The sequence below is a fragment of the Treponema brennaborense DSM 12168 genome (genome assembly GCF_000212415.1).
GTDB classification, from domain to species: Bacteria; Spirochaetota; Spirochaetia; order Treponematales; family Treponemataceae; genus Treponema_F; species Treponema_F brennaborense.
Map to the genome: position 1 here is coordinate 1,466,573 of NC_015500.1, position 14,814 is coordinate 1,481,386.

13 protein-coding genes are annotated in these 14,814 nt (G+C 53.5%); 10 read left to right on the top strand and 3 right to left on the bottom strand.

Annotation, left to right across the window (positions count from 1 at the left end):
• The first annotated feature begins 16 nt into the window (after nucleotides 1-16).
• Nucleotides 17-1,333 (top strand): hypothetical protein, encoded by a 1,317-nt coding sequence (locus tag TREBR_RS06330; protein WP_013758370.1) that lies wholly within the window; start codon nucleotides 17-19, stop codon nucleotides 1,331-1,333.
• A 124-nt stretch (nucleotides 1,334-1,457) separates the two neighbouring features.
• Nucleotides 1,458-2,318, top strand: a complete 861-nt coding sequence (locus TREBR_RS06335; RefSeq protein ID WP_013758371.1) for an NAD(P)/FAD-dependent oxidoreductase — start codon at nucleotides 1,458-1,460, stop codon at nucleotides 2,316-2,318.
• 35 nt (nucleotides 2,319-2,353) lie between these two features.
• Here the strand turns inward: TREBR_RS06335 and TREBR_RS06340 are convergent, their stop codons facing one another.
• Genes TREBR_RS06340 through TREBR_RS06350 form a run of 3 tightly spaced genes read right to left on the bottom strand, consistent with a single transcriptional unit; the run spans nucleotide 2,354 to nucleotide 7,010 of the window.
• The gene (locus TREBR_RS06340) at nucleotides 2,354-3,736 is read right to left on the bottom strand and encodes a DUF1302 family protein (protein ID WP_156786620.1); all 1,383 of its coding nucleotides are present in this window, start codon (nucleotides 3,734-3,736) and stop codon (nucleotides 2,354-2,356) included.
• Between the two features lie 14 nt (nucleotides 3,737-3,750).
• The gene (locus TREBR_RS06345; protein ID WP_013758373.1) at nucleotides 3,751-4,587 is read right to left on the bottom strand and encodes an outer membrane lipoprotein-sorting protein; all 837 of its coding nucleotides are present in this window, start codon (nucleotides 4,585-4,587) and stop codon (nucleotides 3,751-3,753) included.
• Between the two features lie 29 nt (nucleotides 4,588-4,616).
• On the bottom strand, nucleotides 4,617-7,010 hold the full coding sequence (locus TREBR_RS06350) for an efflux RND transporter permease subunit (RefSeq protein ID WP_013758374.1): 2,394 nt from the start codon (nucleotides 7,008-7,010) through the stop codon (nucleotides 4,617-4,619).
• 196 nt (nucleotides 7,011-7,206) lie between these two features.
• On the opposite strand from TREBR_RS06350, the gene TREBR_RS06355 reads away from it, so the two are divergent.
• The 8 genes from TREBR_RS06355 (at nucleotide 7,207) to TREBR_RS06390 (ending at nucleotide 14,806) form a co-directional block, all read left to right on the top strand.
• Nucleotides 7,207-7,863, top strand: coding sequence for a TetR/AcrR family transcriptional regulator (locus TREBR_RS06355; protein ID WP_013758375.1), 657 nt, complete (start codon nucleotides 7,207-7,209; stop codon nucleotides 7,861-7,863).
• Nucleotides 7,864-7,880: 17 nt separating this feature from the next.
• Entirely contained in the window at nucleotides 7,881-8,660 is a 780-nt protein-coding gene (locus tag TREBR_RS06360) for a ZIP family metal transporter (protein WP_013758376.1), read from the top strand.
• A 16-nt stretch (nucleotides 8,661-8,676) separates the two neighbouring features.
• Nucleotides 8,677-9,579 (top strand): LysR family transcriptional regulator, encoded by a 903-nt coding sequence (locus TREBR_RS06365; protein ID WP_013758377.1) that lies wholly within the window; start codon nucleotides 8,677-8,679, stop codon nucleotides 9,577-9,579.
• A gap of 91 nt (nucleotides 9,580-9,670) precedes the next feature.
• The gene (gene metE, locus TREBR_RS06370) at nucleotides 9,671-11,980 is read left to right on the top strand and encodes a 5-methyltetrahydropteroyltriglutamate--homocysteine S-methyltransferase (protein ID WP_013758378.1); all 2,310 of its coding nucleotides are present in this window, start codon (nucleotides 9,671-9,673) and stop codon (nucleotides 11,978-11,980) included.
• On the top strand, nucleotides 11,977-12,864 hold the full coding sequence (gene metF / locus TREBR_RS06375) for a methylenetetrahydrofolate reductase [NAD(P)H] (RefSeq protein WP_013758379.1): 888 nt from the start codon (nucleotides 11,977-11,979) through the stop codon (nucleotides 12,862-12,864). Before metE ends, metF begins: the two co-directional genes overlap by 4 nt.
• A 156-nt stretch (nucleotides 12,865-13,020) precedes the next feature.
• Entirely contained in the window at nucleotides 13,021-13,449 is a 429-nt protein-coding gene (locus tag TREBR_RS06380) for a Fur family transcriptional regulator (protein WP_013758380.1), read from the top strand.
• A complete protein-coding gene (locus TREBR_RS06385; RefSeq protein WP_013758381.1) occupies nucleotides 13,446-13,727 on the top strand; it encodes a hypothetical protein in 282 nt (93 codons plus the stop codon). Before TREBR_RS06380 ends, TREBR_RS06385 begins: the two co-directional genes overlap by 4 nt.
• 62 nt (nucleotides 13,728-13,789) lie before the next feature.
• A complete protein-coding gene (locus TREBR_RS06390; protein WP_013758382.1) occupies nucleotides 13,790-14,806 on the top strand; it encodes a metal ABC transporter substrate-binding protein in 1,017 nt (338 codons plus the stop codon).
• The last annotated feature ends 8 nt before the right edge of the window (nucleotides 14,807-14,814 follow it).

The following is a 14,814-nucleotide window of genomic DNA, read 5'->3' on the forward strand; positions in this document are numbered from 1 at the left end:
GCAGTTATTTTTAATAATGCTGATTAAAAAGCATACGGCGGCACGCTGTCAGAAAACATTATTTTGGCAGCGTGCTGTTCTTTGTCTTATCTGGTTATTTTTTATTACTCACAAAATAGGTGCACTATCGGTAAATGCTGATGCGGCGGGACACGGCGGCATACTTTATACTGATGATTCAGGAACAATTACGTTTCATGGCGCGAATGTGCAGTCAGAACTTGATTTTACAAGCGGATATATTGCCGCAGATTTTTCGTTTGGGCAAATCAACGCTTCGCATGAAATATTCAGCGGTAATCTTTGGATGCTGCAAGGCGGAGTAACTTACGGAATTCAGATTCCGCAGTTTTACGACGCCGCTGTTTCGTTGCATCTTGCAGGCGGATTAATTTCATCAAAAAAAATCGGCATTGCGGCTGACGAGAAGTCGTTTCAAAATGACGGAATTTCAGGCGGTGATTTTTACTGTTCACTGCCCGTCTCGTTCAATTTTGCACGGATAGGCGAATGTATTGTAGAACCTTTTTTTTGTACTTTCGAGTTATCGTTTGGAGAAGGTGATTGTTACTATTTTTATGGTAAGCCGGATGTTCCCGGTTTACGTTTCGGCGGAGTATCGGTAAAAGCGGGTAATGCTGACGTAAAGAGCGGCAGACATTGTTTTTCAGGTTTGTATGGTACGTTTAATGCCGCGCTGCTGACATCGGAAAATGTTCCGATTGCGGACATGGATGCGTGGTTTTGTGCCGGAATGTACAACGTAGTTTGGGAGAAACGCACGGAAAAAGCCCGATTGCTGCAATTTATGCCTTCGGTTGGGTATGCATATGCTTCGTCTGATATAGCTGTTTATTGTGATACGACGAATATACCAGACTGGAAATTCCTTTACTGGCCGTATCGTGCTGTTAATATAGACGGATTTATCAATTTTCACACCGTATATTGCGGAGCTTCAGTATCCTCTGTCGGGAAAATCTTTTCGTGTTCTTTTTTAGTAGCTGCAGCTTTTTTCCCAAGTAATAGCACAAATATGCGTATGGTTCAATCGTATAAGCAGAATTGGCTTTATGATGGAAGAACTGTTGTCAGTTATCCCGATTGCAGTAATTTTTTTGATAATATTCTCTTGTTATGTAATATGGAAGCAACTTTCAACGTTAAAAAGTTCTCGATCTGTGTCCAGAAAAAAATACCTTTTTTATTTTCTCTTGGCTCATCAAAAGAAACGGCAGGAACCTCTGATTCGCATGGTGCGTCTGACCTTTCTTTAAGAACTGTTTTACTTTCAGGTTTGTCAATATCACTGCGTTTTTGCGGCGGAACATAATTGTCTTTCATATTGCACGGTTATACGTTATGTTCTGCAATACCATCTGATATTCTTGACCGAATCCGGCGGATTGCGTACATTTAAAGAAACGGAAAACGTACGCAATTTATTGGAGTGTTTTATGGAACGATATGACATCGCGATCATCGGAACGGGACCGGCGGGATTGTCCGCCGCGCTTACGGCAAAAATCAGAAATAAAAAGATTCTGCTGCTCGGCAGCGGCGGCATAAGCCTGAAAATCCGAAAAGCACACACGGTGCAGAATTACTTGGGACTTCCCTCCGTCGGCGGCGCCGAAATGGAAAAAGCGTTTCGCGCTCATTTGGCCGATATGGATATCGCCGTAACCGAAGCGCGCGTCAGCGCCGTATATCCGATGGATTCCCATTTCGGCATACAAACGTCCGGAGAATTCTATGAAGCCGAATCGGTCGTTCTTGCAACCGGCGTTACCGTTGCAAAGCCCTATCCGGGAGAAACCGAACTGCTCGGCAGGGGCGTCAGCTACTGCGCGACGTGCGACGGCCCGTTGTATAAAAAAAAGCGGGTCGCCGTAATCGCTTCTTCCGCGCAGGAAGAAACCGAAGCTGATTTTCTGGCCGGCCTTGCGGCGAAAGTCTACTATTTTCCTTTATACGCGGACGAGGTTCACGTTTCCGCTGCGGTCGAAGTCGTTCGGGAAAAACCGGAAGCCGTAATCGGAACCGATACGGTGCGGCAGCTGAAAACCCCGAACGCTGCGTACGACGTGGACGGCGTGTTCATTCTGCGCGAAAGTATCGCGCCGTCGCAGCTTATGCCCGGACTGACCGTTACGGATAATCACGTCGCCGTAAACCGGCTTATGGAAACGAACGTGCCGGGCTGTTTTGCCTGCGGCGATATCGTCGGAAAACCGTATCAGTATATTAAAGCGGCGGGCGAGGGCAACGTCGCCGCGTTATCTGCGGCGGCGTATCTGGATCGGAAAAACCGCTGACCGGAATTCCGCCGGGTTTGCGCCGAACCGTACCATTAAAAACGGTAAATGCCTTCGATACGGACGCTGCTCATGTTTTTATACACGCCGTAGGTTCCGTCCGATTCGGGACCGGGAAAATATCCGGCGGCGGCAAGCGTGAGCGTTATCTGATCCGAAAGTGCGTAATCGGCGCCAATCGACGCGCAACTGTCCAAATCGTTCCAAGCGACGGCGCCGCTCAGCGACACTGTCAGCGTGTTTTGCAGAAAACTGCCTGAAACGTTCAGCGTCGCGCCGTTTTCCCTCGTTTTCCGGCCGAGCGCGGCCGCAGTGCCGAACACGACGTCTTCATAATACTGCGCCGTAACCGTCCACATACCGTACGACCAGTCGACGCCGGCAAGCGCGGCCAGCTGGTTTTTACGGAGGTACGTGGTTTCTCCCGCCGCACCGGAAAGCGCCGCCGCCGGGTCGAGTGCGAACGCCCGGCCGCGGAAGAACGCCGCTTCCGCACGCAGTACGAACGAACCGAGCGGGACGGCCGCGTCGGCTCCCGCCATCGTGTACCGGTGATACGTTCCCGAAACGCCGATTCCCGTTGGACTGCCGCCGTCTGATTCGATTGCGTACGACAGAACCGGCGTATCGTCATATCCGTAATATCCGTATATCGAAAAATCAACCGCAGGCAGCCAGAACCCGACGCGCGCGGCGTACGAGCCGTTTTCAAGCGCCGCTTCGGGTTTCCGGATATCGCCGACGGTAACCGGCAGCGCTGTCGCGCCGAGCGAAACGGTTTTCGGAACGAGTGCGTTTGCGAGTGCGCTTCCGTTTTCCAGCGGCAGCGCGGACGGGCGAAAAACGGGAATCCAATACGCGTCCGCAGCAAAATACGCACCGGAAATGGTGGCTTTTACGGCGTCGACGCCGAGTCTGCTTTCCCGATAGTCCGCCGCGGAAAGCGTCGTCAGATCCTGCGGGCACAACACGTCCGCGATTCGTTTCCCGTCCGCTTTTCCCCAGGCATGGATCTGCCGTCCGACGGTGATTCCCGCCTGCAAACCGCCGTTTCCCGCACGCAGCGCGAACGGCGTGCCCGTCCAGCTGAAATACGCTTCGCGGAGCGTTCCCGTTATACCGTCTGCTGCGTCCGTTTTGAGTGCGTCGAGCGACACGTCCGCGGCAACGAACAATGTCCCGCCGCCCGCCGCCGCGTCCACAGCGGCAGCGGCAACCGTTTTAGCCGCGGAAAGGTGCCCTGCGTTTTCTTTTCCGTATATATATGCACCCGCGGCGGATTTGACGCTGCCGGAAAACCGTACGTCGACCGTCGGATTCGCGGCGGCGGGAACTGCGGCCGCAAACAGCAGAACTGTGCGGAACAGGACCGCGGCTTTCGGCCTGCAGCAGCGGCGATTGTCTGGTATCGTTTTCATATGCATAAACCCCGCTACCGGATCGTGCCGCGTTCAAGCGCCGCGGCCGTAAACAGCGAATCGTCGATGTCCACGTTATAGCGCACGTCTTTCATTTCGAGCAGCGTGGAGTGCCCGGTCTGTACGTTTTCCATGAACATTTTTCCCGTGGTCCAAATACCGTCGATCATCGCGATGTCGGAACACGTCAGTGTCCGTTGCAGATTGTTTTGCCGATCGTAAAATTCGGCTTTCTGAAGCAGATAATTGTCCGCACGGATCCATAAAATCCGACGCGGATTTTTTTCATTTGCGTTTTTCGCCGTGCATTCCACTTTCCTGCATTCCGTACCGCCGACGTTTTCCGTACCGAGAAGGACGAACGTGTCTTTTGAAAGACCCCGATCGCCGATATCCTCGTACGTAAAATCGGTTCCCATAAAATCATCGCCGCTTCCCGAGCCAGAAATACGGCGGATTTTTTTCATAGCGGGCATGTACAGCCAGCGGTCCGCGTCTTTTTCACGGCCGTCGGCGGCGTCCTCATATTCCCACATCAGATAACCGACGCCCGCCACGTCTTTGGGCGTGCGGAACACGATAACCGTTTTGTCCGTATCGCCGTAGTCTTTCATATAACAGACGACTTCCCGCACGCGTACGCCGCCTTTTTTGTTCGTGAGCGTCATCACGGCCGTGTACGTGCCGGTGTCTCCTTTTTCCACGCTGTCGGCTTTTTGCATGACCGCGAGGGCGGTGAGCTCGGCGGGTTCGGAATTTTCATGCGCGGCGGGTTCGGAAATTCCCGCTGCGGCGACGGCCAGCATCGCACAAAAGCAGACGGCCGCACGGTTGATAATACGTGATTGCATGTTTCGTTCCTCCGTAAACATATTCGTGTTTACCGTTCTTTACCGAACGGTTTGGTCAGATAAATCAGTACCGGCGTAAGCGTGTAGTCGGCTATCAGTGCCGAGCCGAGTCCGATGATAGCGAGCAGCCCGACGCGGAACAGCGTCGCCATCGGACTGAACGTGTACATCAAAAACATCGCGCACAGAATAACCGTCGTCATGACGAGCGTTTTCCCGATTTCCCGATACGTTGCGAGTATCGACAGCCGATAATTTCCGGTCGACTCGAACTGATATTTGACGTGATTGGTAAAGTGAATCGTATCGTCTACGGCGATTCCCAAAATCATCGGCATAATAGTCATCGTCAGCATGTCGAGCGAAAATCCGCAGTATCCCATAATACCGCCGATCAGCGCGACCGGCGCCAAATTCGGAATCATACCGATCAGTCCCATCCGCACGCTGCCGAACGCCAGCGTCAGCAGCAGCGCGATGATAAGAAACGAGCCCATAAACGATTTGAGTTCACCTACGACCAATTTATGATTCATTTCGGCAAAGTTGACGACGGTTCCGACGACGGAAACGTTCGCCTGCGGAAACAGCGATTCGGCGCTGCGCCGCGCGTCGGCTATATCCTGAACTATGTCGTTCGCATCGTATCCGCTCAGTTCGACGTGTATGAACGTCGTACGGTAGTCGTCGTCGAGCCAGTTTGAAAGATTTTCTCCGCCTGAAATTTCATACAGGAACAGAAGTTGCGTCAGCAAATCCGGATCGTCGGGAACGGTGTAAAACGCGGGATCATCACCGTTCAGCGTTTGATGCATTTCCTTTACGATATCGACGACCGACGTAACGCGCGGTTTTCCGCCCGAAACGCGGGTCAGCCGCAGCGTACCGAGTTCCGCCGTTTCCCGTTCAAGCGCCTGCACGGTTAGGGGATTTTTGAACGCATCGGCTTCGGGAAATTCGATCATCACATTGTAACTGTATTGGCTGCCCAGTTTCGCTTCGAGAATGCTTTGCAGCCGGGCTACGTACGGGATGCGTTTTCCCATCATTTCGATGTAATCCATATTTACCGTCATGCGGAATATTCCGGCGACGGACGCAGCCGTTACGAGCGTGCCGAACAGAAGCACGGCCGTCTTGTGCTTCAAGACGAACGCGCCGAACCGCTCGAATCGCCGATCAGTCTGTTCGGCCTTTTCTTTCAGCTGTACGTCTTTGGGGGTCGGCACACTTGCCATTGAAGAATCTTTTCCGTAGCTGAGCAATACGGGTATCAGGACGATGACGTACACGTATACGGCGAACACGATAGCCGCACACGTTGCGCCGAGCCATTTGAGCGGTCCGATGCCGACGGTCATAAACGAAATCATCGAACCGACGGTCGTAACGACGGTGAACAGAATCGGCCAGCCGGTTTCTTTTACGGCCGCCACCGCCGATTCGGCGCGTTTTCCGCTGTTTCTGAACTGCAGCCGGAACGCGTTGATGTAGTGAATCGAGTATCCGACCGAGAGCGCCATGCCGAGCAGAATCGGCAGCGTTATCAGCGTGGAATCGGCGGCAATGCCGAACCAGCCGCAGAATCCCAGTACCGAGCCGATGCCGAGCGCGGTTGCCGCGATCGGTACGAGGACGCCGCGCAGCGATTTTACGAAAAAGACGAGGCACAGGAGCATGACGATAAAGCCGGAACTGACACGGAGCGCCGCTTCTTTCAGAATGACCGCGCGCTCTTCGGTTTCGGTGTACGACATGCCGGACGCTTTCATTGTATAGGCACCGCCGGCGAACTCGGCGCTTTCGAGCACGGCAATAGCCGCGTCGCCGACTTCGTACTGATCGGCGAAGTCGTCTTCAAACGGCAGCAATGAAAGAATTACCCAGGTTTCCGCGGCGTCGTCCGAAACCAGATTGTTGACGAGCGCGGAACGGCTCAAAATGAAAGCCTTTTTTTCGGCGAGTTCCGCCCGTTCCGCTTCGGTTAATTCGGCGAGCGGTCTGCCGCCGCCGGGAATGCCGTCTTCAAACGGGTTGACGATTTCAAATCCGTCGTCCGTCCCTCTTGAAACGGAAAGCTCCGTAAGAGACGTAACGCGGTCGGCGAACGGCACTTCGGCTTCAAGGCGTTTCCCGAGCCGGTCTATCGCGTCCAGTACGAGCGGGTCGAACACGTCGGGCGCCTGTACGAGTACCATGACGGCGTCTTCATTGCCGAAAACGGCTTTGAACGTATCCTGATCGATTTGGATCTGCTCGGTGTCGTCGAACCATCCGTCCTGATTGTCTTCTATACGCAGGCGGGAAAGCCCGGTGAGTCCTGCGATCGACACGATCAGAATACACGCGAGAAACAGTTTCCGGTGTCTGATCTGGAACGCGCCGGCTTTTTGAAACCAGGCGTTTATTTTTGAAAGTGACATGCATCATCCTCCGCATATTTCGCTTATGATAACAATGTTATTTAAATAACATTGTTATCATACCGGACATAATACGGATAACGATGTTATCTGTCAAGCATTCGCAGGAAAATTTATCTCTTGCCGAACGTTATCATTTTCAGATATTCCGGCTTACGCCTTGACCCGAAAACTCCGTTATCATACAATACGGAATATGAAGGACAATCCCGCGGTAACCAAAAAAAACATTCTTGCGAGTGCAAAAAAGGAATTTCTCGAAAAAGGATTTACGAATGCCTCTTTGCGCACGATAGCGGCGAACGCGGACGTTACGACCGGCGCCCTTTACCGGCATTTTGCCGACAAGGACGCGCTTTTTTGCGCGCTGGTCGACGATGCCGCCGGCGTTACCCGCAGCATTCTTGAAAAAGCGAGCGTAGCGGAGCATCTGCAGCTGCAGGATCCGTTCGGAAAAGCGCACCATCAGTATGAAGACGAATTGTTCGTCACTTTCATCGATTATTTGTACAGTGATTTCGATGCGTTCGTTCTGCTGCTCGAAAAATCCGCCGGCAGTACGCACGAAGGATTTCTGCAGCGTATGACCGATCTGTATGCGGATAAATGTCTTGAACTCGTCAGCTGGATAAGCGCGGAACAGCTGGTCAAAACGCAGCTCGATCCGATGACGGTGCACGTTATTGCGAGCAATTTTATCACGTCGATTGCGGAACTCGTGTTCCACCGTCTTCCGCGCGCCGACGCAGGAAGATTCATTATGGAAATTCATCGGTTTTACCATTCCGGCTGGACGCATCTGTTTGAACTCGACTGTTCGGAGCAATGCGATTTTCCTGACAGCGCGCGGTAAATGCGATAGGAGGATATATGTCGTCTGTGGTGCTGGGATTGCTTATTCCCTTTGCGGGTACAACTCTGGGAGCTGCCTGCGTGTTTCTGATGAAAAAAGATCTGAACGACACCGTGCAGCGTCTGCTCATGGGATTCGCCGCCGGAGTTATGACGGCAGCCTCCGTCTGGTCGCTGCTCATTCCGTCGATGAACATGGCGGGCGATATGGGAAAATTCGCTTTCATTCCGGCGCTGACCGGCTTCGCGCTGGGCATTGCGTTTTTGTTTACGCTCGACCGGGTGATTCCGCACCTGCACGCCGCGGCCGAACGGCCCGAAGGCCCCAAAACGGCGCTGGGAAAGACGGCAATGCTCGTGTTCGCCGTTACGCTGCACAATATTCCCGAAGGAATGGCGGTGGGCGTCGTTTTTGCGAGCTTGCTGGAGCAGAACGAAATGGTGTCGGCCGCGGCGGCGTTCGCGCTTTCCATCGGTATCGCCCTGCAGAACTTTCCCGAAGGCGCCATCATTTCCATGCCGCTGCGGAATCAGGGGAACGGTAAACTCAAATCGTTTTGGTACGGCACGTTGTCCGGCGCTGTTGAACCGATCGCCGCGCTCGTTACGATTCTGCTGACCGGTATCATTACCGCCGCGCTGCCGTATCTGCTTGCGTTCGCCGCCGGTGCGATGATATACGTCGTCGTGGAAGAACTGCTGCCCGAAGCGACGCGCGATGAAAAAACCGACGTTTGTACGCTCGGCTTCGCGGCGGGCTTCGCCGTCATGATGGTGCTCGACGTGGCGCTCGGCTGACGATGGATTCCACGCTATGACGCTGCAGCAATTGAAATACGTGCTCGCCGTTGCGGAAACCAAAAATATCAGCGAAGCCGCACGGTCGCTTCATCTGTCGCAGCCGAGCCTGTCCGCCGCCGTCCGTGAACTTGAAACGGAATTGGGTTTCGCCGTTTTTCTGCGGACGAACCGCGGTATTACGGTAACCGGCGACGGAAGCAGATTTCTCGGCTACGCGCGGCAAGTCATCGAACAGGAACGGCTGCTCGCGGAAAAATATCTGAACGGCAAACCGCGGCGGCAGCACTTCGCCGTTTCCAGCCAACATTACTCGTTCGCCGTCAACGCGTTCGTGGACGTGATAAAAGAATTCGGCAATGCCGAATACGAATTCACGCTGCGTGAAACGCGCACGTATGAGATAATAGAAGACGTGCACAGCGGCCGCAGTGAATTGGGAATTTTATATATCAACGACTTCAACGAACCGGTGCTCTCAAAACTTATCCGCGATTGCGGTCTGACGTTCACCGCCCTGTTCACTGCGCAGCCGCACGTGTTTATCAGCAAAACGAATCCGCTCGCACCGAAAACGGCGCTTACGATGGAAGACCTCGCGCCGTATCCGTTTCTTTCGTTCGAGCAGGGAGAACACAATTCGTTCCATTTTTCGGAAGAAATACTCAGCACGCATCATTACGATAAAATGATAAAAGTTTCCGATCGGGCGACGCTGTTCAATCTGCTGATCGGGCTCGACGGCTACACGCTGTGTACGGGAATTATCAGCGAACAATTGAACGGGCCGAACATCATCGCCCGGCCGCTGCTCGGCGGTGAGCCGATGCACGTCGGTACGATAACGCTGAAAGACCGAACTGCCAGCCGCGTGTGCGCTTCATACCTGAAGGCGCTGCAAAAACACATTCAGGTATAGAAATAAACTATAACTGAATATAAAAAAGAAGTATTTTACATAACGGAATAAAACGCGTATAGTATCCGTACGCTTATTGCCGGAGGATATTATGCAGACAACCATATCGGGGTATCCCCGTATCGGAAAAAACAGGGAACTCAAATTTGCCGTTGAAAAATACTGGAAAGGGGCGCTGTCCTCAGCGGAATTGAGTGCCGCCGCCGACGCGCTGCTGCGGGACGCTGCGCTGACACAAAAAAATGCACAGATTACGCAAGTTCCGTGCGGAGATTTTTCATTATACGATGCCATGCTCGACGCCGCGGTTCTGTTCGGTATCGTGCCGGCTGCATATAAGCGGCTGCGACTGTCTCCGCTTGATACGTATTTCGCACTGGCGAGAGGGTATCAGGGTACGGGCGGTGACGTCAAAGCGCTTACCATGAAAAAATGGTTCAACACCAATTATCACTATCTGGTTCCCGAATTCGATCGGACGACGAGCGTTGCGCTTGACTCCGTTCCGTTTTTTGCAAAGACAGCCGAAATTACAGCCGTATTCGGTACCGCCGGCAGCCGGCCTGCTCTTGTCGGTCCGTATACGCTGCTCGGTTGTTCCCGTTTTACGGACTGTACGCCTCGGGATTTTGTGCGTCCGCTCGCTTCCGCATATAAAGCGCTTATCGGAGCATGTGCGGCGCGCGGTTTCCCGTGGATTCAGCTTGACGAACCGGCACTCGTGCGGGATTTGAGTACCGACGACCGGAATCTGTTCCGGTCATTATACGAAGCGATTTTGGAAGACGTCGATCCGCGCTGCCGCGTTTTGCTCCAGACCCATTTCGGCGACGTGCGCGATTGCTATCAGGATATCATCGCGCTGCCTTTCGGCGCAGTCGGACTCGATTTCATTGAGGGCGCGGAAAATCTGTCGCTCATTGCGCAGCACGGATTTCCTGCCGGTACGGTGCTCGTTGCCGGAGTCGTAAACGGTAAAAATATCTGGAAAAACGACTACGCCGCGTCTGTGAAAATACTCGACGCGCTGCGGTCTTCGGCCCGCATCGGCTCCGACCGGATATGGGTGTCGACGTCGTGCCCGCTGCTGCACGTACCGTATTCGCTGGCGGCGGAAACCGCGCTGGACGCGGCGGTTAAAGAGCGTTTTGCTTTTGCAGAAGAAAAATTGGCGGAGTTAACGGACATAGCGCGCCTTGCCGAACTGCCGCCGGCTTTACGGGAAGCCGACGCAGCGTACGTGCGCAACGGGAAAGTAAAGGGTACACAGGTGCAGCGGAACGCTGCCGTACGGCGGCAGATTGAATCGCTGTCGGAACGGGATTTTACGCGTAATAGTCCGCGCGCGGAGCGCCGCCCGCTTCAGCACGCCGCACTGAAACTTCCGCTGCTGCCGACCACGACGATCGGCTCTTTCCCTCAGACGCAGGAAATCAAACGCAACAGGGCGCTGCTGCGTAAAGGCGAACTGTCGGCGGAGCAGTACGAACGGAATATCCGTGGATTCATACGGGACTGTATCCGGCTGCAGGAATCGATCGGTCTGGACGTACTCGTGCACGGTGAATTTGAACGGAACGATATGGTCGAATATTTCGGTGAAAATCTGGAAGGATTCATCTTTACGCAGAACGGGTGGGTGCAGTCGTACGGAACGCGGTGTGTAAAACCGCCTGTCGTTTTCGGCGACGTTGCGCGGATAAAACCGCTTACCGTTCCGTACAGCGCGTACGCGGCGTCCCTTACCTCGAAACCGGTAAAAGGAATGCTGACCGGACCCGTGACCGTTCTCAACTGGTCGTTTCCCCGTGAGGATGTTTCCCTTTCGGAATCCGCCTTTCAAATCGCACTCGCCGTGCGCGCCGAAGTACTCGATCTGGAAACCGCCGGAATCCGCATCATTCAAATAGATGAAGCGGCGCTCCGTGAAAAACTGCCGCTGCGTGCCGGAAACCCGCGCGCGCAGTATCTCGATTGGGCGGTCAAAGCGTTCCGATTGTGCTGCAGCGGAGTTAAGGATGAAACCCAGATACACACGCATATGTGTTACAGTGAATTTGAAGATATTATTGCGGAAATAGACGCGATGGACGCGGATGTGATTACTTTTGAAGCGTCAAGATCCAAGCTGCATATTCTGGATTCGCTTGAAGCGCACCGTTTTGAAACGGAAACCAGCCCTGGCATATACGATATCCATTCGCCGCGTGTTCCCGCCGTGGAGGAAATGATCGCGTCTCTGGAAACGATGCGGAAAAAAATTCCGGCGGAAAAATTGTGGGTGAATCCCGATTGCGGACTCAAAACGCGGGCACCGGAAGAAACGGAACTCAGTTTGAAAAATATGGTTGCAGCGGCGGAAGCAGTCCGCACGCGTATTATAAAAGGAGAGGCTTTATGAAATTATCAAAACTGTTTAAAAAGGGCAGACAGTCGTTTTCGTTCGAGATTTTTCCTCCGAAACACGACGAAGCGCTTCGCGACATCGGCGAAACGCTCGACATTCTTGCCGGATGCAGTCCCGATTTTATCAGCGTTACCTTCGGCGCCGGCGGCAGCGAGACCGGCAGACGGACGATCGATCTTGCCAAACGGATCAAAAACGAATACGCGCTGGAACCGCTCGTTCACTTGACCTGCCTGAACGGCACCGAAGCGGAAGTCGAAGGCTGGCTGCATGAACTGGAAGACGCCGGAATAGAAAACGTTCTGGCTTTGCGCGGCGACCGCCGCGGCGAAGCTGCCACCGGCAGCCGATTTTCATACGCGTCGGATCTCGTTTCGTTCATACGGACGCGGTTTCCGTCGTTTTGCGTCGCCGGCGCCTGCTATCCCGAATCTCACCCCGAATCGCCCGACCGGGTCAGCGACGTCCGCGCGCTCGCGGACAAAGTACGGGCGGGAACGGATTTTCTGATTTCACAGCTGTTTTTTGAAAACGGCCTGTTTTCCGGATTCTGCGAACGCTGCCGGATTGCGGGAATTACCGTTCCCGTTGCAGCCGGAATAATGCCGGTCGTCAACAAAAAGCAGATAGAAAAAATGACGGGACTCTGCGGCGCGTCCGTTCCGCCGCAGCTAGCGCGGATACTCGACCGCTACGGCGACAATCCGGCAGCTTTGCGGGACGCGGGACTCGCCTATGCCGAAAATCAAATTGTCGATCTTGCCGCAAGCGGAGCCGACGGCATCCATCTGTATACGATGAACAATCCCGCCGTTGCAAAACAGATTGCCGAGGGAATTAAAAACATCCTGCCACACAGAGCACCCGTTTCCGCCTGAACTACGCAGCGTTGCAATTTTGGCGGCGCTGAGTTTGCTCAGTGTCAAGCGTTTGTGCCCGCTCGGTTGACAGTGTCGATTTAAATCGGTAAAATGAGAATCGTTCTCATTTTTAAGTCGGCCATATGCCGAAAAACGGAATCGGGTGGAAAAAACATGAACGGCTCGGCACAGTATCAGACAAAACAGCAGACGCTGATTTTAGCGTTCCTTTCGGAACGTCAAGGTCTGCATATCACCGTGCGCGGCATCGTCGATCATTTCCGCCGAAACGGTATAGCGGTCGGAACGGCAACCGTATACCGGCAGCTTGAAAAAATGGTGCGGGACGGTACCGTAAAAAAATACACCGTCGACGCGGAAAGCGGCGCGTGCTTTGAATTCGTCGGAAAATCCGCGTGCGGTGCTCCTGAGCATTGTTTCCATTTCAAGTGTGAATCCTGCGGAAAACTGATGCATTTTCACTGCCCGGAACTGGAAGCCGTACAGCGGCATATGAGTGAAGAACACGGATTATCGGTTGACACGGTGAAAACCGTGTATTACGGAATTTGTACGGAATGTTCGGAGGGGCAGAACGCATGAAAATCGGTAAAATCGTGTGCATGCTGCTCGTTTTGTGTGCTCTGTGTTCCCTTTTGAGCACCGTACGGTATATCGACCACGAATGTACCGGCGAACATTGTCCGGTGTGCGCCGTTTTTCATTTGCTCGTTCGGACGGTAAAACAGCTGTGCGCGGTGTGCGTGCACGTTTTGCCGTTTTTCATATTTTGTATTACGGGATTACTGCAATCGGTATGCGGAGCTTCCGCAGCGCCGTTTCCCACTCAAATCACGCTTAAAATCAGACTGAATTCCTGAGATCTCCGGCATAATTTTTCATTTTCATTTTTTTCTCATTATGCATTTGGAGGTATATTATAATGAAACGCGTATTGACAATTTGTGCGCTCGCCGCGGTATGCGCCGCCGTTGTGTTCACGGTATTATTCGTCGCCCGTCCTGAAAAAAGTCCGGCGGCGGCAGCTGAAAAGAAGCTGCGCATCGTTACGACTATTTTTCCGCAGTACGACTTTGCAAAACAGATCACGGGCGAAGACGCGGAAGTCGTTATGCTGCTCAAACCGGGCGCGGAAAGCCATTCGTACGAACCGACGCCGAAAGATATCAAAACCATACGGGACGCCGATTTGTTCATTTACGTCGGCGGTGAAAACGACGTTTGGGTTGAAGACATTCTTGCTTCTATGGGGGAGGCGCGCCCTGCCACGCTGAAACTGCTGGACTGCGTCGAAACGCTCGACGAAGAATTGGTTGAAGGCATGGAAAGCGATCACGAACACGGTGAACACGCTCACGACGAGCACGCCGAAGCCGAAGCCGGACACGACGATCACGATGAGCACGAACACGAAGTAGACGAACACGTGTGGACTTCACCCAAGAACGCGATCGCCATCGTACAGGCGATTACCGCCGTCTTGGAGCAAAAAGATCCCGCCCGTGCGGAACAGTACCGGGCGAACAGCAACGCGTATCAAGCGGAACTGGCAAAACTTGACGCTTCGTTCCGGGAGATTACCGCTTCCGCTGCGAACAAAACGATCCTGTTTGCAGACCGGTTCCCGTTCCGCTACTTTGCCGAAGAATACGGACTGACGTATTACGCCGCGTTCAGCGGCTGTTCGACCGAAACGGAAGCGAGCGCCGCGACCGTTGCGTTCCTGATCAATAAAGTGCGGGAAGAACGGCTTCCTGTCGTGTTTACCATTGAACTTTCCAACGGTAAAATCGCAGATTCGGTAAGCGAGGCAACCGGTGCGCGCAAATTACAGCTGCATTCCTGCCATACCGTAACGGCCGATCAGCTGCGGGCGGGTGAAACGTATCTGTCTTTGATGACTCAAAACGAAGAAACCCTGCGCGCCGCACTGCGGTAATACGGAAA

Excerpts from the sequence above, each read along its gene's own strand:
- TREBR_RS06330 (WP_013758370.1), top strand. The coding sequence starts at position 17 with ATGCTGATTAAAAAGCATACGGCGGCACGCTGTCAGAAAACATTATTT.
- TREBR_RS06335 (WP_013758371.1), top strand. The coding sequence starts at position 1,458 with ATGGAACGATATGACATCGCGATCATCGGAACGGGACCGGCGGGATTG.
- TREBR_RS06340 (WP_156786620.1), bottom strand. The coding sequence starts at position 3,736 with ATGAAAACGATACCAGACAATCGCCGCTGCTGCAGGCCGAAAGCCGCG.
- TREBR_RS06345 (WP_013758373.1), bottom strand. The coding sequence starts at position 4,587 with ATGCAATCACGTATTATCAACCGTGCGGCCGTCTGCTTTTGTGCGATG.
- TREBR_RS06350 (WP_013758374.1), bottom strand. The coding sequence starts at position 7,010 with ATGTCACTTTCAAAAATAAACGCCTGGTTTCAAAAAGCCGGCGCGTTC.
- TREBR_RS06355 (WP_013758375.1), top strand. The coding sequence starts at position 7,207 with ATGAAGGACAATCCCGCGGTAACCAAAAAAAACATTCTTGCGAGTGCA.
- TREBR_RS06360 (WP_013758376.1), top strand. The coding sequence starts at position 7,881 with ATGTCGTCTGTGGTGCTGGGATTGCTTATTCCCTTTGCGGGTACAACT.
- TREBR_RS06365 (WP_013758377.1), top strand. The coding sequence starts at position 8,677 with ATGACGCTGCAGCAATTGAAATACGTGCTCGCCGTTGCGGAAACCAAA.
- metE (WP_013758378.1), top strand. The coding sequence starts at position 9,671 with ATGCAGACAACCATATCGGGGTATCCCCGTATCGGAAAAAACAGGGAA.
- metF (WP_013758379.1), top strand. The coding sequence starts at position 11,977 with ATGAAATTATCAAAACTGTTTAAAAAGGGCAGACAGTCGTTTTCGTTC.
- TREBR_RS06380 (WP_013758380.1), top strand. The coding sequence starts at position 13,021 with ATGAACGGCTCGGCACAGTATCAGACAAAACAGCAGACGCTGATTTTA.
- TREBR_RS06385 (WP_013758381.1), top strand. The coding sequence starts at position 13,446 with ATGAAAATCGGTAAAATCGTGTGCATGCTGCTCGTTTTGTGTGCTCTG.
- TREBR_RS06390 (WP_013758382.1), top strand. The coding sequence starts at position 13,790 with ATGAAACGCGTATTGACAATTTGTGCGCTCGCCGCGGTATGCGCCGCC.